20 protein-coding genes are annotated in these 16,666 nt (G+C 64.4%); 11 read left to right on the forward strand and 9 right to left on the reverse strand.

The features are described from left to right. Nucleotides 1-2: 2 nt before the first annotated feature. Both FJ423_RS22775 and FJ423_RS22780 read right to left on the reverse strand, forming a co-directional pair. A complete protein-coding gene (locus FJ423_RS22775) occupies nt 3-824 on the reverse strand; it encodes an arylamine N-acetyltransferase (protein WP_140845311.1) in 822 nt (273 codons plus the stop codon). 146 nt (nt 825-970) lie between these two features. Next, the gene (locus tag FJ423_RS22780; protein ID WP_140845312.1) at nt 971-2,137 is read right to left on the reverse strand and encodes an AI-2E family transporter; all 1,167 of its coding nucleotides are present in this window, start codon (nt 2,135-2,137) and stop codon (nt 971-973) included. Between the two features lie 261 nt (nt 2,138-2,398). Between FJ423_RS22780 and FJ423_RS22785 the strand changes: the two genes are divergently transcribed. Beyond that, complete coding sequence (locus tag FJ423_RS22785) at nt 2,399-2,962, forward strand: carboxymuconolactone decarboxylase family protein (RefSeq protein WP_140845313.1); 564 nt, start codon at nt 2,399-2,401, stop codon at nt 2,960-2,962. A gap of 138 nt (nt 2,963-3,100) precedes the next feature. Continuing rightward, a complete protein-coding gene (locus FJ423_RS22790; protein WP_246680235.1) occupies nt 3,101-3,940 on the forward strand; it encodes a helix-turn-helix transcriptional regulator in 840 nt (279 codons plus the stop codon). 27 nt (nt 3,941-3,967) lie between these two features. Here the strand turns inward: FJ423_RS22790 and FJ423_RS22795 are convergent, their stop codons facing one another. Further along, a complete protein-coding gene (locus FJ423_RS22795; RefSeq protein ID WP_140845314.1) occupies nt 3,968-5,029 on the reverse strand; it encodes an LLM class flavin-dependent oxidoreductase in 1,062 nt (353 codons plus the stop codon). A 228-nt stretch (nt 5,030-5,257) separates the two neighbouring features. Here FJ423_RS22795 and FJ423_RS22800 point away from each other — a divergent pair, with 228 nt between their 5' ends. Continuing rightward, nucleotides 5,258-5,686, forward strand: coding sequence for a DUF6481 family protein (locus tag FJ423_RS22800; RefSeq protein ID WP_095769468.1), 429 nt, complete (start codon nt 5,258-5,260; stop codon nt 5,684-5,686). Between the two features lie 73 nt (nt 5,687-5,759). On the opposite strand, the gene sugE is transcribed toward FJ423_RS22800, so the two are convergent. Together sugE and FJ423_RS34645 are read right to left on the reverse strand one after the other, a co-directional pair. Beyond that, nucleotides 5,760-6,074, reverse strand: a complete 315-nt coding sequence (sugE, locus tag FJ423_RS22805) for a quaternary ammonium compound efflux SMR transporter SugE (RefSeq protein WP_140845315.1) — start codon at nt 6,072-6,074, stop codon at nt 5,760-5,762. A gap of 185 nt (nt 6,075-6,259) precedes the next feature. Next, nucleotides 6,260-6,385, reverse strand: coding sequence for a hypothetical protein (locus tag FJ423_RS34645; protein ID WP_095769470.1), 126 nt, complete (start codon nt 6,383-6,385; stop codon nt 6,260-6,262). A gap of 198 nt (nt 6,386-6,583) precedes the next feature. On the opposite strand from FJ423_RS34645, the gene FJ423_RS22815 reads away from it, so the two are divergent. Then, complete coding sequence (locus FJ423_RS22815; protein ID WP_140845316.1) at nt 6,584-7,543, forward strand: cation diffusion facilitator family transporter; 960 nt, start codon at nt 6,584-6,586, stop codon at nt 7,541-7,543. Nucleotides 7,544-7,578: 35 nt separating this feature from the next. Beyond that, nucleotides 7,579-7,983 (forward strand): GFA family protein, encoded by a 405-nt coding sequence (locus tag FJ423_RS22820; RefSeq protein WP_140845317.1) that lies wholly within the window; start codon nt 7,579-7,581, stop codon nt 7,981-7,983. Nucleotides 7,984-8,231: 248 nt separating this feature from the next. On the opposite strand, the gene FJ423_RS22825 is transcribed toward FJ423_RS22820, so the two are convergent. Further along, the gene (locus tag FJ423_RS22825) at nt 8,232-9,485 is read right to left on the reverse strand and encodes a DNA recombination protein RmuC (RefSeq protein ID WP_140845318.1); all 1,254 of its coding nucleotides are present in this window, start codon (nt 9,483-9,485) and stop codon (nt 8,232-8,234) included. Nucleotides 9,486-9,588: 103 nt separating this feature from the next. Between FJ423_RS22825 and def the strand changes: the two genes are divergently transcribed. Genes def through truA form a run of 5 tightly spaced genes read left to right on the forward strand, consistent with a single transcriptional unit; the run spans nt 9,589 to nt 12,638 of the window. Then, nucleotides 9,589-10,119, forward strand: coding sequence for a peptide deformylase (def, locus tag FJ423_RS22830; RefSeq protein ID WP_040984875.1), 531 nt, complete (start codon nt 9,589-9,591; stop codon nt 10,117-10,119). 57 nt (nt 10,120-10,176) lie between these two features. Continuing rightward, nucleotides 10,177-10,356, forward strand: a complete 180-nt coding sequence (locus FJ423_RS22835; protein ID WP_140845319.1) for a hypothetical protein — start codon at nt 10,177-10,179, stop codon at nt 10,354-10,356. Nucleotides 10,357-10,413: 57 nt separating this feature from the next. After that, nucleotides 10,414-11,349 (forward strand): methionyl-tRNA formyltransferase, encoded by a 936-nt coding sequence (gene fmt, locus FJ423_RS22840; RefSeq protein WP_140845320.1) that lies wholly within the window; start codon nt 10,414-10,416, stop codon nt 11,347-11,349. Beyond that, nucleotides 11,346-11,852, forward strand: a complete 507-nt coding sequence (locus FJ423_RS22845) for an N-acetyltransferase (protein WP_095769476.1) — start codon at nt 11,346-11,348, stop codon at nt 11,850-11,852. Before fmt ends, FJ423_RS22845 begins: the two co-directional genes overlap by 4 nt. A 21-nt stretch (nt 11,853-11,873) precedes the next feature. Then, entirely contained in the window at nt 11,874-12,638 is a 765-nt protein-coding gene (truA, locus tag FJ423_RS22850) for a tRNA pseudouridine(38-40) synthase TruA (protein ID WP_140845321.1), read from the forward strand. Between the two features lie 337 nt (nt 12,639-12,975). Here truA and FJ423_RS22860 read toward each other — a convergent pair whose 3' ends face one another. Together FJ423_RS22860 and dapE are read right to left on the reverse strand one after the other, a co-directional pair. Next, nucleotides 12,976-13,581: a transporter gene (locus FJ423_RS22860; RefSeq protein ID WP_140845368.1), complete on the reverse strand. Its 606-nt coding sequence runs from the start codon at nt 13,579-13,581 to the stop codon at nt 12,976-12,978. 2 nt (nt 13,582-13,583) lie between these two features. Further along, on the reverse strand, nt 13,584-14,783 hold the full coding sequence (gene dapE, locus FJ423_RS22865) for a succinyl-diaminopimelate desuccinylase (protein WP_140845322.1): 1,200 nt from the start codon (nt 14,781-14,783) through the stop codon (nt 13,584-13,586). Between the two features lie 172 nt (nt 14,784-14,955). Between dapE and FJ423_RS22870 the strand changes: the two genes are divergently transcribed. Next, nucleotides 14,956-15,990 carry a 2-dehydropantoate 2-reductase gene (locus FJ423_RS22870; protein WP_140845323.1) on the forward strand — a complete coding sequence of 345 codons (1,035 nt, stop codon included), beginning with the start codon at nt 14,956-14,958 and terminating at the stop codon, nt 15,988-15,990. On the opposite strand, the gene FJ423_RS22875 is transcribed toward FJ423_RS22870, so the two are convergent. Further along, entirely contained in the window at nt 15,899-16,666 is a 768-nt protein-coding gene (locus FJ423_RS22875) for a hypothetical protein (protein WP_140845324.1), read from the reverse strand. The genes FJ423_RS22870 and FJ423_RS22875 overlap by 92 nt on opposite strands.

Genomic DNA, 16,666 nt, shown 5'->3' on the forward strand with positions numbered 1-16,666 from the left:
GGTCAGGTCTCCACGATGCGTTTTTCCCGCAGTCTCGCCTCGAAGGCAGCGCGGTCGGGAATGACGATGGCGAGCTGGCTCTCCAGCACGCCGGCGAGCTCAGCGGCCGTCGCGATCTCGCGCTGCTCGCTGCGGCCGCCGGCATGATGTGTCGACAGCCGGTTGTTGCGCAGCGCATAGCGCCGGTCGGGCAAGGCCAGCGCGGCAACCAGGGTCGACAGGAAATGTGAGCTCGGATGCGTCGACAGGAAATGGCTGCCGACCAGGTAGTCGACCTCATAGGCCTGACTCATGTCGAAGCGGTAGAGCGTGCGCCAATCGCTGCCAATGCCTGCTTGCAGGCGAAGATCGTCGCCGGTCTCGACGATGCGGAAGGCCTCGTGCAGTGTCTGCTGCACCAGCCCGGGCTCAAGCAGCAGCGGCGCCGTCAGCGTCAGTCCGCCGAAGCCGACATCGGCAATATAGGTGCGGCCGCCGAGCTCGACGCGCAGCAGCATATGGCTGCGCGCTGTGACGGCATCGTCGGGCTGGCCCCACAACACGCGCGCCGCCAGCCCGCTGGTCGTGAAGCCGAGCGCCTTCAGCGCATGCATGAAGATGAGATTGTGCTCGAAGCAATAGCCGCCGCGGCCCCGGCCAAGAATCTTGTCCTGCAGCGAGGCGATATCGAGCCCGACGGAAACGCCCATCAAGGCGTCGATGTTCTCGAACGGGATCGCCTGCGGGTGGGTTGCGTGCAGCGCCTGCAGCGTGGCGAGCGCAACGTCGGTCGGCCCGTCATAGCCGATGCGGGCGAAATAGCCATCGAGATCGAAGTCGCTCATTCAGGGCAGGTCCGGCTTGACCGGCCCGATATAGGCACTGCCCGCCAACGCTGCAAATAACGGCCATGCTTTGCGATTGGGCCACATGCCAATGCATGTCGCCCGGAAATGCGCAGCGGTTCTCGGACTTTTCAGCGCGACGTGCTTCAGGCCGGTTTGTGATTGTTTTCGGCCGGCTCTTCCTCGATGGCCATGGACTGCTGCGCCGCCAGGAAGTTGCCGACATGGCTCAGGCCCTCGAAATGGTCGCAGAAGACTTTGATGACGACCAGCAACGGCACCGCCATCAGCGCGCCGACGAAGCCCCACAGCCAGGACCAGAAGGCGATGGCGATAAAGATCGCCACCGCATTGATCTCGAGGCGCCGCCCGACCACCGTCGGCGTCACGAACTGGCCTTCGATGATGTCGCACAGCACCACGAAGGCCGGCGCCAAGAGCGCATAGGCGATCGTGTCGAAGCTGATCAGCGCGATGATGGCGACAATCACGACCGTCATCAGCGCGCCGACATAGGGCAAGAAATTCAGCAATGCCGCCATCGCCCCCCAGACGAGCGGGTTGGGCATGCCGAGCCCCCACAAGCCCAGCCCGATCACCGTCCCGAGACTTACATTGATGATGGAGACCGTGAGCAGATAGTGCGAAATCTCGCGCTCAACGTCATAGACGATGCGCAGCGCCCGCTTCTTCTGCGTCATGCTGGCGAAGGATTGGACGATCTTCTCGTAGAACAGCGTGCCGGAGGCGAGCAGGAACAGCGACAGCACGAAGACGATGGTGATCGCGGTGCCTGCTTCCAGGATGTTGCTGGCCGCCGTGGACAGGATGCCGGAAGGCGCTACCGCGACCCGCTGAAGGCCGGGTTCCTGAGATGTCTCCGTCAGCGCCTCCAACTGATGTGAGAGGTCCGTCATTCGTTCGAGCGGCCGCTTGAACGGCGCCAGCCGCTCGGTGAGCTGCTGGCCGATCGAATAGCTGTTGTTGATGAGGTCGATGACCGGACCGCTGAGCAGATAGCCTGCGGCGGCGAAGACAAAGATCGAAAGCAGCACCAGCAGCGTCGCCGAGACAACCTCAGGGATGCCGTGCTTGCGCAGCAAACGCACGATCGGCGTCAGCGTCAGCGCCAGCAGAAAGGCGAGTATCACCGGCATGAAGAAGGCGCGCGCGAAGTACAGCGCCGCCGCCGTCATCAGAATGAAGATCCCGATCACCAGCGACCGCGTCAAGCGCATGTCCGCCCGGGTGCTAGCACGCGGATCAGGGCTTTCGGCAACGCTCGCGCCCGAAACGATCGGCTCGGCTTTCATCGGTTCCCCTTGCAAGCCCACCACCCAAACAATGAATGCATGGCAGGCTTCCGGGCGAAACGCGGGAGTTCCGGGCAAGGTTCCATGAGCCGGCTGTCCGCGGCATCGCACATGCGGTCGCGCTATTACATGACGCGTAATTGAGCCGCTGCGCCGGCCAGGCCTAATACGGGGCAGGCTTTTGCGACGACAGAGCAGAAGGCTGGCGCGGCGACGACTTCGTCCGCGCGATCACATCCGATTTTGCAAGAGGACGTTACAATGCAAAGGTTCAACCTCCAGACGATCAGCTCGGCACCCGAAAAATCCAGGCCTGCGCTCAAGGCGTTGGAAGAGAAGTTCGGCTTTCTTCCGAACGTCATGGCGACTATGGCCAACAGTCCGGTGCTTCTCAACGGATTCGTCGCCACCTTCGGCAGTTTTCACGGCGGCAGCTTCGATGAAATCGAAAAGCAGGTCCTGCTGCTTACCAATGCGGTAACGATCAAGTGCCCCTGGACCGTTGCCGCGCATTCGACATTCGCCATCGAAGACGGCATCGACGAGGGCGAAGTCCAAGCGATCCGAAAGGGCAGGCTGCCAGCCAACCCGAAATACGCGGCGCTCTCGGCGTTGACGAAGACGTTGATCGAAAAAAAGGGAAACGTCACCGATGCCGACATCGATGCGTTCACCGCGGCGGGTTACTCGAAAGCCCAAGTTCTGGAGGTGGTGACCGGCGTCGGCGTTTCGACAATGGCGGCAACCACGACCAACATGGCCGGTACGCCGATCGAGGAGCGCTTCCGGGCGCAGGCATGGTCTCCGCTCGCGGTGGCAGCCTGACCCGCATAAAAACCGAGACCTGGAGCGCGACGCACTTCAGCGTGATTGGCGGCGCATGGATCGGCACGATCCCTGCGCCGCCAAAACTTGAGCCGGATTGAAGCGTATCGCAGCGGCGGTGCCCGAGGATTGCTGACCATGAACCCGTCGAAAATCAGGACAGGCATGACGCCCGATCTGGGTGTGCTCTTGCGCCACTGGCGCGATTTGCGCGGCACAAGCCAGCTCGATCTGTCGCTTGATACCGGCATCTCCCAACGACAGATCAGCTTCATCGAAAGCGGACGCAGCGTGCCCAACCGCGAAACCCTGATGGCTATCGCCCGGGGGCTTGATGTGCCTTTACGCGAGCGTAACACATTGCTGCTCGCCGCGGGCTATGCGCCGATGTTTTCCGAAAGCGCGTGGGATTCGGTGGAAATGAAAAGCGTTACCGACGCCCTGACGCGCATCCTGCGGCAGCACGAGCCCTTTCCAGCAGTCGTGATGGATCGCTACTGGAACGTGCTCATGGCCAATGAATCCGCGCCGCGCTTCTTCGGCTGCTTCATCGACATGTCCGCCCGCCAGGGACCGCGCAACATGTTGCATCTGATGTTCGATCCGCAAGGCATGCGTCCGTTCATCGCCAATTGGCCCGATGTCGCCAGGAGCCTGTTCGAGCGTGTCTATCGCGAATCCATCGGCCGCGTTGTCGACGAGAAGACGAAGGCCCTGCTGGCGGAATTGCTCGCCTATCCGGATGTTGAAAACGAATGGAAAAACCCGGTGGCACTGGGCTTCACGCCAGTCATTCCGCTGGGGTTCGTCAGGGAAGGCAGGGTTCTCAACTACTTTTCGATGGTCACCACGGTCGGGACGCCGCAAACCGTCGCTGCCCAGGAACTGCGTGTCGAGTGCATGTTCCCGGCCGACGAGGCAACCGAGGCGCTTCATGCCAAAATGATGGCCGTCGGCGCCGGGCATCCAGCGGCCTAGCATCTGGAGACCGGCGTCGACTGCCGCTCAGTCGACCGGCGCCGCGGTGGCGGGCGCGGTTTTGGCCGTCTCCTTGCGCACGATCGGCGCCACCCTGGTGCCGTAAAGCTCGATAGCCTTCATGATCTTGGCGTGCGGCATGGTGCCGATCGCCATCTGCAGCAGGAAGCGGTCGTTGCCGAAGATCTTGTGCTGGGCGACGATCTTTTCCGCCACGGCCTCAGGATTGCCGACGAAGAGGGCCCCACTGGGACCCCGCGCGTGATCGAAATGCGCGCGCGAGGTCGGACCCCAGCCGCGCTCGCGGCCGATGCGGTTCATCACCTCGGCCTGCGGTCCGTAGAAATCGTCGGCCGCCTGTTCGGTCGTCTCGGCGATGAAGCCGTGCACGTTGATGCTGGTGGCGAGCCTGGCCGGATCGTTGCCGCCGCGCCGCGCCGCCTCGCGATAGATATCGAACAACGGCGCGAAACGCGCCGGCTCGCCGCCGATGATGGCCAGCGCCAGCGGCAGGCCGAGCATGCCGGCGCGCGCGGCGGATTGCGGCGTGCCGCCGATGGCGATCCAGACCGGCAGCTTTTCCTGCAACGGACGCGGATAGACGCCGCGGCCGTTGATCGGCGCGCGCAGCTTGCCCTGCCACGTCACTGTCACCTGATCGCGGGTGGCGAGCAACAGGTCGAGCTTCTCGGCGAACAGCTCGTCATAGTCCTCGAGATTGTAGCCGAACAGCGGGAAGGATTCGATGAAGGAGCCGCGCCCGGCCATGATCTCGGCGCGGCCACCGGACAGAAGGTCGAGCGTCGCGAATTGCTGGAAGACGCGCACCGGATCGTCGGAGGAAAGCACCGTGACCGCGCTGGTCAGACGGATGCGCTTCGTGCGCTCGGCCGCCGCGGCCAGCGCCACCACCGGCGCCGAGGCGGCATAGTCTGGGCGGTGATGCTCGCCGAGGCCGAACACGTCGAGGCCGACCTGGTCGGCCAGCTCGATTTCCTCGACGAGGTTGCGCAGCCGCTCATGCGGGCCGATCGCGCCGGGGCCCGGCTCCGGGCTGACATCGGCGAAAGTGTAGAGACCGAGTTCCATCTGGTTGCGTCCTCAATGTTCATGTCGGCATTTGTTGTCGGCGCTAGAGGTAGCCATCCGCCGTTCTGCCCGCCAGACGCGCGATCTGTGAACAGTGCATCGCGCTGCCGGGCCGTACCCCTGCGGCAACAAGCCCGGATTTTTCATGGCTGCCATACCGTTTTGGCGCTTGAACTTAGCGCTTTCACGCGTATGTAAGCGTCGCGAATAGACTGCAGGGAAGTACACTTGGCTATCTACAGGGAAAAAGACATTTTCGAGCGGCGCAATGCCGCGAACGAGGCAAAGAAGGCGCTGCTCGAGCGCTTCAAGGCAAAGCCGGCGGCGGATGATCCGACAGTGCTGGCGCGCCAGGCCGAACGCAAGGCGATCCTTGAGGCCCGCGCCATCCGCGAGGCGGAAAAGGCAAGGCTGAAGCAGGAAAAGCTGGCACGCGAAGCGGCCGAGAAGGCCGAGCGCGAGGCGATTGCCGAAGCGGCGCGTCTTGCCGCGGAAGCGGCGGCGGCCGAAGAGGCCAAGCGCCGCGAGGCCGAGGAATCCGAGCGCATCGCTTTCGAGCTTGCCGACGAGGCCGCGCGCAAGGCCAAGCGTGACGCACGCTACGCCGCGCGCAAGGCACGTGTCGGCCGTACACCTCCGGGCTTCTCCGCCCGCTAGGTTTGGATTCGTTGGAAATCAAGTCAGGGTCGCCGAAAGCGGCCCTGAACGCGTTTGTGCTACGGATAGCAGGCTAGGCGACCAGTTTCAGCCCGACGATGCCGCAGACGATCAGGCCGATACAGGCGAGCCGGACGATCGTCGCCGGCTCGCCGAGCAGCCAGATGCCGAGCAGCGCAGTGCCGACGATGCCGATGCCGGTCCACACCGCATAGGCCGTGCCGACAGGCAGCGTCTTCAGCGCCAGCCCGAGCAGACCGAGGCTTACGATCATCGAGGCGATGGTGAGAAGGGTCGGCAGCGGCTTGGAGAAGCCGTCGGTATATTTGAGGCCGATCGCCCAGCCGATCTCGAACAGGCCGGCGAAGAAAAGAAAAATCCAGGACATCGAAGACACTCCGTCATTCCAGCATCGCCCTGAGATGCTTGGCGGCGGGTCGTCCCGGCCGGTTTTTGGGAAAGCGAGGTCGTCCTCGCCCGATATGGGATGGCCTCGATCAATAAAACACCGGCAGCATTGTCATGCCGCCGGTTCAAAGTCAGCATTGAGCCGGGTCGACCGAATTCGGCCGCTTACTTTTCCTTGATGCGCAACGCCTTGACCGGCGGCGCCTTCGGAGCCGGGGCCGCGGCGGGCTTTTTGGCGTCCTTCTTCGGCTTGCGGGCTTCCTTGCCCGCCTTCATCGCACCTTTAGCCATGATTCGCTCCTCCGATTGTGGACGTGCGAGTGAAACAAGAGAAATGCCCGGCTGCAAGAGGCTGTGCCGCTTTGCGAAGCCGGTCGACCGGCTGTCAACCGATTTCCGGGCACAGCGCGGTTCGAAACCTCGCAGGGGCTGGTGCATTGTCTGTGAGGCGGGCCGCTAGGCTCGGGCGCGGGGGAGCTCGGAGATCGGATGGCAGGACATAGCGGGTCGAGACGGGTGATCTACGCCGCGCTCGCCGGCAATTTGGCGATCGCGGCGACCAAATTCGCGGCGGCCGCCCTCACCGGTTCGTCCGCCATGCTGTCGGAAGGCGTGCACTCGCTGGTCGACACCGGCAACGGCGCGCTGCTCCTCCACGGCATGCGTCGCGCCGCGCGGCCGCCCGACCGAACCCATCCGCTCGGCCACGGACGCGAGCTCTATTTCTGGAGCTTTATCGTGGCGCTTCTGGTGTTCGCGCTCGGCGCCGGCGTCTCATTCTATGAAGGCGTCATCCACATCATGGCGCCCGAGCCGTTCGTCAACGCCAAGGTCAACTACATCGTGCTTGCCCTCTCCTTCGTCTTCGAAGGCAGCTCATGGCTGTTAGCGCTGAAGGAGTTCCGGCAGCAGAAGGGCAAGCAAGGCTGGCTGCAGGCCGTGCAATCGAGCAAGGATCCCAGCGTCTATACGGTGCTGTTCGAGGACAGCGCCGCGCTGCTCGGGCTGGCAGTCGCTTTCGCCGGCATCCTGTCGGCCCAGCTTCTGGAAATCCCCGAGCTCGACGGCCTCGGCTCGATCGGCATCGCCATCATCCTCGGCGCGACCGCCATCTTCCTGGCGCGCGAGAGCAAAGGGCTGCTGCTGGGCGAACCTGCCTCATCCGAAGTGCAGAAGAAGGTGCTGGCGATCGTCCAGGACGATCCGGCGGTGCAGCGCGCGAACGGAATCCTGAGCGTCCATATCGGGCCGGAGGAAATCGTCGCGGGCTTGAGCATCGAATTCGAGGATCATCTCAGCGCGCCGGATATCGAGGCCTGCGTCGAGCGCCTGGAAGCCAGGCTCAAGAAGGAAATGCCGCAAATATCGAGGCTCTTCGTCAAGCCGCAGGCAACTGGCACATGGGAGCGGCGGCGCAAGGCCATGGCCGAGGCCTCGGAGGAGGGATAGATTTTGACAACGCGAACTTGTCAGGAGGAAGGCCTATGAAGATCGACGGCGGATGCCATTGCGGCGCGATCGCCTATGAGGCGGAGGTCGATCCGGAAAAGACCTCGATCTGCCACTGCACCGACTGCCAGCAGCTGACCGGCACGGCCTTTCGCGTGACCGTCGGCGCGCCGGAAGAGCATTACCGGATTACCAAGGGCACACCGAAAGTCTATATCAAGACCGGATCCAGCGGGGCCAAGCGCGCGCAGGGGTTTTGCGGCGAATGCGGGTCGCATCTTTATGCGACGTCGGTTGGCGATGGACCGAAAATCTATGGCATCAGGGTGGGCACGGCGCGCCAGCGCGACCAACTGGTGCCGAGAAGACAGGTCTGGCACCGCTCGGCGTTGCACTGGCTGCCGGAGTTTGAAGGCATGGCGACCATCGAGGAGCAGTAGCACTGTCGGATCGGCCCGTTGACGGAAGCCTCGGCGATTGGCTGACTGTTTCGCGCCTTCGTTATCCTCGGGCTTGACCCGAGGATCCATGCCGTGACCTTTGTGAGGGGCTCGGCGGAGCAAAATTCTTAGCCGTCTCAATGCGTTAGCCTCATGGCATGCAAGTGATCGGCGTCCCAGACAATCTCCAAGGAATGCGACCTCGCCAGCGAAGGAAGAATCGGTCTTCCAACGTCGGCGTCGAGCGACTACTCGTCGCCTTCGACGACGCGCAGCCTGAGCTGACCCGTCTTGGAGTCTGCTACCCGCGAACCGCCTTCGGCCTTTGGCGCTGCGCTTCGCGCGGCCTCGGTCTCGCCTTCCGCGAATTCCAGCGCCTCGATCTTCTGGCCGCGCTTGGTCACCTTCGACGTCGACACCAGGATGTCGTCGATGTCGCGCGCCGCCTGGCCGAAATGTGTCTGCAGCCGACGTACCCGCTCGTCGACCCGCGCCACATCCTCCATCAGGCGGATGACCTCGCCCTGGATCAGATGCGCCTGCTCGCGCATACGGGCGTCCTTGAGGATCGCCTGGATCACCTGGATCGACAGCATCAGCAGCGAGGGCGAGACGATGACGACGCGGGCGCGATGCGCCTTCTGCACCACCGCCTCGAAATTCTCGTGGATCTCGGCAAACACCGATTCCGACGGCACGAACATGAAGGCGGTGTCCTGTGTCTCGCCCTGGATCAGGTATTTTTCGGCGATATCGCGGATATGCACCTCGATGTCGCGACGGAAAGCCTGGGCCGCCGCCTTCTGCATGGCCTCGCCCTCGGCGGCGCGGATGGCGTTCCACGCCTCCAGCGGAAACTTGGCGTCGATGGCGAGTGACGGCGCGCCGTTGGGCATCCGCACCAGGCAATCGGGCCGGCTGCCGTTGGAGAGACTGGCCTGGAACTCGTAGGCGCCGTGCGGCAGGCCGTCGGCGACGATCGCTTCCATCCGCGACTGGCCGAAGGCGCCGCGCGTCTGCTTGTTGGAGAGGATCGCCTGCAGCTGCACGACCTGGCCGGCCAAGGACTGGATATTGCCTTGCGCGGTGTCGATCACCGCCAGCCGCTCCTGCAGCTTGGCCAGGCTCTCATGCGTCGACCTGGTCTGCTCGGCCATGGTCTGGCCGAGGCGCCCCGTCATGGCGTCGAGCCGTTGTCCGAGCGACTGGGTGAGCTCGGCCTGCCGCGCCCCGAACACCTCGGCGATCGCCCCCATGCGCCCCTGCATCTCTGCCTGCGCCTGCATGATGTCGGCCATCCTCGCCTCAGCATCGCGGGCATGGTCGGCGGCTTCGGCGGCCGCCGCCGCGCGTGCCCCGGCCGCGCGCCACAAGGCGACGACGAGCGCCACGGACAGCGCAAGCAGAAGGATCGCGCCGAAAGCCAGCGCCTGGCCAAGCGTCACGGTCGTGGCGCCAAGCCGCGCGATGGGCTCGGAAAGGACGGAGGTCATGTCGTTCATTTGGGCAGCATAACCGATTCGGCCTCCTGGCACAGATCAAAACGTGAACAGGTCAAAGATGCCCCGGTTGACGCTTTTCAAGCGAGGTCTTAGGTGAGACGCCATGTCGATCAAGCCGCTCATCATCCTTCCCGATCCCGTCCTGCGCCAGGTTTCCAAGCCGGTCGAGCGCGTCGATGCCGATTTGCGCAAGCTCGCCGACGACATGCTGGAGACCATGTATGACGCGCCCGGCATCGGCCTCGCGGCGATCCAGGTCGGCGAGCCGCGGCGGCTGCTGGTCATAGACCTTGCCAAGGAAGGCGAGGAGCCTCAGCCGCATGTCTTCATCAATCCGGAAGTGCTCGAAAGTTCCGACCAGCGGTCCGTCTATGAGGAAGGCTGCCTGTCGATCCCCGACTATTACGCCGAGGTCGAGCGCCCGGCTTCGGTGCGGGTGAAGTATCTCGACCGCGACGGCAAGCTGCAGGAGATGCAGGCGGAAGGCCTGATGGCCACCTGCCTGCAGCACGAGATAGACCATCTCAACGGCGTTTTGTTCATCGACCACATCTCGAAGCTCAAGCGCGACATGGTGGTGCGGAAGTTCAAGAAGCTCGCCAAGGACAAGGCGCCGGGCAAGATGGTGGGCTAGGCGACGCCTTTCCGCGCCTGAAAGAACCCTGGATCATGATATCAGTCGAAGGTTTCCATGGGCGACACCCCGATCAGCAACATTCCTGAACCTGGCCCAAAGCCACAAGTCTCCACATGGGATGCGATCCGCAGCGCATTCGTGTCTGAAGACGCGATCAGCGACGAATTTGCCGATATGATGAATGAGATCGAGGCTCGGAGGAAGCGCGATTTCGGCCGCGATTTCGACGATTGATCGAGATTCGCGAAAGCAAGCGCCAAAGCGGGCGGTAGGAAGAGGAGCACATCCGTCATGCCGCTTCGCGTCATCTTCATGGGCACGCCGGATTTCTCCGTGCCGACCTTGCGCGCCATCGCCGAGGCCGGTCACGAGATCGCGGCCGTCTACACCCAGCCGCCGCGCGCCGCCGGCCGGCGCGGGCTGGAGCTGACGCCCTCGCCGGTGCAGCGCGAGGCGGAGCGGCTGGGGCTCGACGTTCGGACGCCGACGTCGCTGAAAAGCGAGGCCGAGCAGCAGGCTTTTGCCGCCTTGCAGGCCGATGTCGCGGTGGTCGTCGCCTACGGCCTGCTGCTGCCGAAAGCCGTTCTGGACGCGCCAAGGCTGGGCTGCCTCAACGGCCATGCCTCGCTTTTGCCACGCTGGCGTGGTGCTGCTCCCATCCAGCGCGCCATCATGGCCGGCGATAGCGAGACCGGCATGATGGTCATGAAGATGGAAGAGGGTCTGGACACCGGGCCGGTGGCAATGGTTGAAAAAGTCGCCATCGCGCCCGACATGACAGCCGGCGAATTGCATGACCGACTGATGATTCAAGGCGCTTCGCTGATGGTTGAGGCGCTTGCGCAGTTGGGGATAAATTGTCTGACATTTACCCAACAGGCAACGGCAGGGGTGACCTACGCCCGAAAGATCGATAAATCGGAGACACGCGTAGACTGGACGCGGCCTTCTGGCGAAGTCCACAATCACATTCGCGGCCTCTCGCCCTTTCCGGGTGCGTGGTGCGAGGTCGACATTGGCGGCCGCATGGAGCGGCTGAAACTGCTTCGCTCGACGCTCTCGGATGGCGTCGGCGAGTCGGGAGGAATTCTCGATGACCGGCTGACGGTCGCCTGCGGGACAGGCGCGGTCAGGCTGGTCGAAGTTCAACGGGCGGGCGGAAAGCCTGCCACTGCGCAGGAGTTTTTGCGCGGAGCCAAGATCGAAAAAGGAACGAAACTCACATGAGCATGATGTCGATACGCGCGGCGACGCCGCGGGATCGCGAGGCGATCCGCCTCGTCGAAGAACATGCCTTTGGCCAGCAGGCGGAAGCCGGCCTGGTCGACGCGCTTGTCACCGGCGGTGATGCCGTCGTCGAGCTGGTTGCGGAGGAAGACGGGCAGGTCGTCGGCCATATTCTTTTCTCGCGACTGTTCGTTCAGAACGGCACCAAGCAGTTCGCCGCCGTCGCGCTGGCGCCGCTGGCGGTCGAGCCGTCGTTCCACGGCACCGGCATCGGCGGCGCGCTGATCCGCGAGGCGCATGTCCGCCTCAAGGAAGCCGGCGAGATGCTGGCCGTGGTGCTGGGCGATCCGGTCTATTACGGCCGCTTCGGGTACGCCCATGCGCGCGCCGCAGGATTCGAGAGCGAGTACCAGGGCGAGGCGCTGCAGGCGCTGGCCTGGGGCGACGCGCCCGAGACCGGCAGACTGGTCTACGCTTCCGCCTTTACCGCTTTAGCCGCCTAGGCGAGCGGCAAGCGCCGCAGCATGCCGCGTTTTCGGCTCGATATCGAATATGACGGCAGCCAATTCGCCGGCTGGCAGCACCAGGCCGACCAGCCCTCGGTGCAGCAGGCGATCGAGCAGGCGATCGAGAAGTTCTGCGGCGAAGAGGTAAGAATACGTGCCGCCGGCCGCACTGATGCCGGCGTGCATGCCACCGCCCAGGTCGCCCATGTCGACCTGGCCAAAGCGTGGTCGGGCGACAAGGTGCGCGACGCGGTCAACGCGCATCTGCATGCGGCCGGCACGCGTGTCGCCATCCTGAAAGCTGCCGTCGTCGCCGATGGTTTCGACGCGCGGTTTTCGGCCACCGGCCGCCACTATCTCTATCGCATCCTCAACCGCCGGGCGCCGGCGGCGCTGGAAAAGGGCAAGGTCTGGTGGGTGCCGAAGCGGCTCGACGCCGGGGCGATGCATGAGGCGGCCAAGGTGCTGCTCGGAAAGCATGACTTCACCACCTTCCGCTCAACCCAGTGCCAGGCCGAAAGCCCGGTCCGCACGCTTGATCGCCTCGACGTCAGCCGCGATGGAGACTTCATCGAGCTGCGCAGCTCGGCGCGCTCTTTTCTGCACAACCAGGTTCGCTCGATGGTCGGCTCGCTGAAGCGCGTCGGCGACGGCTCCTGGAGCGCCGCCGATCTCAAGGCGGCGCTCGAAGCGCGCGACCGCGCCGCCTGCGGCCAGGTAGCGCCGCCGGACGGGTTGTTTCTTGTCGGGGTGGATTACCCGGAGACAGAGACGGCCAAGTGAAAGCCTCTCATTCTGCCAATGACGCGAGGCAATTGTTTCAGCTTCGAACTTGTGCTGGAGACGGGAATTATCGGCGTCGGCGCTGCCCCTCATCGCCCTGCCGGGCACTTCTCCCCGTATAGTGACGGGGAGAAGGGGCTGGCCGCAGCGCCGGCTTCCTTCCTGCACCGTTAGCAATTGGCGAAGCCGCGGATGACAGCGCCCCTCTCCCCGTCACTATACGGGGAGAGTATGCCGGCAGGCAGGTGATGGGCAGCGCTGACTTTGAATGGTGAAAAACGAGGGTGGATTCAAATCCGAAGCGACTGTTCTGGAAACAGCCGCCCCCGCTGCAACGTCAACCCGTCGTGCCGTCCGGTATGTCGATGCCGAGCAGCGCCTGCAGGCCGAACAGGACCAGCAGCGAGGCGACGAACATGCCGATGAACACGGCCGTGCCCACCGCGGCGCCTTTGCCGATGGTTGTATTGGTCATGCGCCAGGTCAGCACCATCGACAGGGCGAACAGCGCCAGCGACACGAGACTGCTGACCTCGCTGGCGGAAGGCAGGAGCAGCCTGAGCAGCGCCGAGGGCAGCATCAGCCAGGCGATGATCGCCGACGCCCAGTTGGACGCGACGACATAGTGGACGAAGCGGCCGCCGATGCCGGCGCGCGGCGCCACCAGCGCAAGCACGACCAGCGGCAGCACCCAGGAGCCGATATCGACGGTCGCCAGCCTTACCAGCATGCCGAGGCGCCCGGCGAAGGCATCGGGGTCGCCGACCTCATTGGCTATCCCGACCCAGCCGACGATCAGCGCCGGCGCCGCCACGACGATGGCAAAGAAGGAATTCCAGAAACCGTCGGCCGAAAGGTCGAGCAGGCGCAGGCCATCAGCCTTGCCGAACATCAGGCGCCAGGCGCCGGCCAGCGAAGCATAAGTTTCGTCTGCCGAAAGCATGGTCACGAAAGGCCTTGTCCGAACCAGTCTTCGATAAAGCGTTCGTAGATTTGCGTCAGCGTCTCGAGGTCGGCAAGCGCGACGCGCTCGTCCACCATATGCATGGTCTTGCCGACCAGCCCGAACTCGACCACCGGGCAATAATCCTTGATGAAGCGCGCGTCCGACGAGCCGCCGGAGGTGGAGAGCGCCGGCCTCTTGCCGACCACCGCCTTGACCGAACCGCTCAGCGTATCGATCAGCTTGTCGTCGCGGGTGAGGAAGACATGGCTCGGCCGGTCGCGCCAGACAAGCTCGTAGTCGACCGGCGCCTTCTTGCCCGGCCGGTATTTCTTGCGCCCGGCGGCCTGGTCGAGCCGGTTGTGGATCTCGGCCTGGACCGATTCGGCGTCCCAGGTGTCGTTGAAGCGGATGTTGAAAATGGCCGTCGCCTTCGCCGGAATGACGTTGGTCGCCGCATTGCCGACATCGATCGAGGTCACTTCGAGGTTGGTCGGCTGAAAATCCTTCGTGCCCTTGTCGAACACCGGATGGAGCAGCGCGTCGACCAGGCTCATCAGGCCACGCACCGGATTGTCGGCAAGCTGCGGATAGGCGGCGTGGCCCTGGCGGCCGTTGACGGTCACGCTGCCCGACAGCGAGCCGCGCCGGCCGATCTTGATCATGTCGCCGAGCGCATCCGGATTGGTCGGCTCGCCGACGATCGAGGCGTCCCACTTCTCGCCCTTGGCCGCTGCCCAGTCGAGCAGCTTGGTGGTGCCGTTGATGGCCGGCCCTTCCTCGTCGCCGGTGACGAGCAGCGACACCGAGCCCTTCGGGCCGCCATTCTTCGCGACCTGGCGCGCCACTGCGGCGATGAAGCAGGCGATGCCGCCCTTCATGTCGACGGCGCCGCGGCCATACATCTCGCCATTGGCGATTTCGGCGGCGAAGGGCGGATGCGTCCAGGCCGCCTCATCGCCCACCGGCACCACATCGGTATGGCCGGCAAACATCAGATGCGGGCCGTTGCCTGAGCGCCGCGCATAGAGATTTTCGATGTCCGGCGTGCCGTCTTCCGAGAAGATTGGACGCTCGACCGAGAAGCCGAGCGGCTTCAGCATATCTTGTAGGGCGGCAAGCGCGCCACCCTCGGCGGGCGTCACGGACGGGCAGCGGATCAGGGCGGCGAGATTCGCGGCGGGATCGGTAGGCAATGTCATGGGCAAAGCGATAGTCGAAAGCGTTTGTCGTGTCACGGTGGCAGATGATCGCCGCTCATGCGGCCGACAATATGGTTTTCATCACGGGTAAATGCATGTCGCCCGGAAGTGCAGCGGTTCTGGGAGAACGACATGCATAATAGTAAGGTGGCGGCCAAGCGAGGACGAGTGCATGGCCCGTGAAACGAAGACGATCGCAATAGCCGGTGCCGGCAGCATCGGCTGCTATGTCGGCGGCTGCCTGTCGCTCGCCGGACGCAAGGTCGTCTTCCTCGGCCGCGGCCGTGTGGTCGCGGCCATGCGCGAAAGCGGGCTGCGCGTCAGCGATCTTGACGGCCGTGAACGCCGCATCGAAGCGCAAGCGATTTCGGCCACCGACGATCCGGCGGCAGCGCTCCCCGATGCGGATGTCATCCTGGTGACGGTGAAGAGCGGCGCGACCGGGGAGATGGCCGGGCTGATCGCCGCCCACGGACGCGCTGATGCCGTGGTGGTCAGCCTGCAGAACGGCGTCGACAATGCGGACAGACTGCGCGCCGCGCTTCCTGGACGGCGGGTGCTGACCGGCATGGTGGTGTTCAACGTCGTCCTGTCGCCCGATGGCGAGGCGCCGTTGCGTGCACATCGCGCCAGCCAGGGCGAGGTGATGATCGACCACGGCGTTGACGGCCTTGTCGATCTGCTCGACGTCGATGGGCTTGCCGTCGAAGCGCGCGCCGACATGAAGGCGGTGCAGTGGGGCAAATTGCTGATGAACCTCAACAATGCCCTCGTCGCGCTTTCCGACCTGCCGCTGGCGAAGCAATTGGCCGACCGAAGCTGGCGCGTCATCCTGGCCGGCCAGATCGACGAAGCGCTCGCCGCTATGCGAGCGGCGGGCATAGCGCCTGCGCGCATCACCGGCCTGCCGCCGTCGCTGCTACCGAAAGTGCTGCGGCTGCCCGACTGGCTGTTCGGGCTTCTGGCTCGCCGCATGCTTGCGATCGACCCTCAGGCGCGCTCGTCGATGTGGGACGACCTGAAACGCGGCCGCCCGACCGAGATCGACGAATTGCAGGGCGCCGTCATTCGCGTGGCCAGGCAAACGGGCATTCCGACGCCGATCAACGAACGCGTCAGCGCGCTGGTGCGTCAGGCGGAAGCGGAAAAGCGCGGTCCGCCCGGCCTCGGGCCGGAAGCGGTCGGCGGCGGTCCTCGATCAGCGTGATCTTCTGCCAGATCTTGCGCGACAGGTTGGAGCTAAGATTCTCGATATCGTTGACGGCGTTGACGACGACATCGTCATTGACCGATTGCGCGAACAGCGCCGCGACCTTGCCGGCGATCGACAGCATTTCGGAGCAATAGTCGAGATAGCGCGCCAGGTCGGCCGCATCGGTGATGCGGGCGGGCGAGTGCGAGGTTGGCTTGAAATCGGCCGACAAGGTCGCCGGATCCTTTGTCAATTGATGCATGTCGATGACATGGATCAGCGAGCGCAGCCCGTGCAGCTGCCGGAAAACCTTCTTGCGCTTGATCCGCTCCTCGGTGCGGATCAGCGCCAGCAGCCCGAGCGCGGCGAGGATGACCGTGTTGATCGTCGCCTCGATGCCTTGCATCGACTGCACGGCATCGTCGGCGCCCGAAATGCGGTCGAGCGGCAGGATGGTGCCGACGAACAGGAACATCGCCACGCCGGCGACGAAGGCCGCGACGATAACGCCGCGCAGCCACCAGATCGGCGCTTCCAGTTCCTTGGCGGCCTTGGCGAGGTCTCGCGACAGCGACACCAGTTCGCCGGCAACGGCGCGCAGTCCCCTTTCCGGGAAACGCTCCGCGACGCGCTCCTCGAGCCTCTGGGCAGTCTCGATGATCCGCGCCGGGTCGAGCGTGCGATAGCGCAT

The sequence above is a fragment of the Mesorhizobium sp. B2-8-9 genome (assembly GCF_006439475.1).
Classification (GTDB): domain Bacteria; phylum Pseudomonadota; class Alphaproteobacteria; order Rhizobiales; family Rhizobiaceae; genus Mesorhizobium.

Excerpts from the sequence above, each read along its gene's own strand:
- FJ423_RS22775 (WP_140845311.1), bottom strand. The coding sequence starts at position 824 with ATGAGCGACTTCGATCTCGATGGCTATTTCGCCCGCATCGGCTATGAC.
- FJ423_RS22780 (WP_140845312.1), bottom strand. The coding sequence starts at position 2,137 with ATGAAAGCCGAGCCGATCGTTTCGGGCGCGAGCGTTGCCGAAAGCCCT.
- FJ423_RS22785 (WP_140845313.1), top strand. The coding sequence starts at position 2,399 with ATGCAAAGGTTCAACCTCCAGACGATCAGCTCGGCACCCGAAAAATCC.
- FJ423_RS22790 (WP_246680235.1), top strand. The coding sequence starts at position 3,101 with ATGAACCCGTCGAAAATCAGGACAGGCATGACGCCCGATCTGGGTGTG.
- FJ423_RS22795 (WP_140845314.1), bottom strand. The coding sequence starts at position 5,029 with ATGGAACTCGGTCTCTACACTTTCGCCGATGTCAGCCCGGAGCCGGGC.
- sugE (WP_140845315.1), bottom strand. The coding sequence starts at position 6,074 with ATGTCCTGGATTTTTCTTTTCTTCGCCGGCCTGTTCGAGATCGGCTGG.
- FJ423_RS34645 (WP_095769470.1), bottom strand. The coding sequence starts at position 6,385 with ATGGCTAAAGGTGCGATGAAGGCGGGCAAGGAAGCCCGCAAGCCGAAG.
- FJ423_RS22815 (WP_140845316.1), top strand. The coding sequence starts at position 6,584 with ATGGCAGGACATAGCGGGTCGAGACGGGTGATCTACGCCGCGCTCGCC.
- FJ423_RS22820 (WP_140845317.1), top strand. The coding sequence starts at position 7,579 with ATGAAGATCGACGGCGGATGCCATTGCGGCGCGATCGCCTATGAGGCG.
- FJ423_RS22825 (WP_140845318.1), bottom strand. The coding sequence starts at position 9,485 with ATGAACGACATGACCTCCGTCCTTTCCGAGCCCATCGCGCGGCTTGGC.
- def (WP_040984875.1), top strand. The coding sequence starts at position 9,589 with ATGTCGATCAAGCCGCTCATCATCCTTCCCGATCCCGTCCTGCGCCAG.
- FJ423_RS22835 (WP_140845319.1), top strand. The coding sequence starts at position 10,177 with ATGGGCGACACCCCGATCAGCAACATTCCTGAACCTGGCCCAAAGCCA.
- fmt (WP_140845320.1), top strand. The coding sequence starts at position 10,414 with ATGCCGCTTCGCGTCATCTTCATGGGCACGCCGGATTTCTCCGTGCCG.
- FJ423_RS22845 (WP_095769476.1), top strand. The coding sequence starts at position 11,346 with ATGAGCATGATGTCGATACGCGCGGCGACGCCGCGGGATCGCGAGGCG.
- truA (WP_140845321.1), top strand. The coding sequence starts at position 11,874 with ATGCCGCGTTTTCGGCTCGATATCGAATATGACGGCAGCCAATTCGCC.
- FJ423_RS22860 (WP_140845368.1), bottom strand. The coding sequence starts at position 13,581 with ATGCTTTCGGCAGACGAAACTTATGCTTCGCTGGCCGGCGCCTGGCGC.
- dapE (WP_140845322.1), bottom strand. The coding sequence starts at position 14,783 with ATGACATTGCCTACCGATCCCGCCGCGAATCTCGCCGCCCTGATCCGC.
- FJ423_RS22870 (WP_140845323.1), top strand. The coding sequence starts at position 14,956 with ATGGCCCGTGAAACGAAGACGATCGCAATAGCCGGTGCCGGCAGCATC.
- FJ423_RS22875 (WP_140845324.1), bottom strand. The coding sequence starts at position 16,666 with ATGCGCTATCGCACGCTCGACCCGGCGCGGATCATCGAGACTGCCCAG.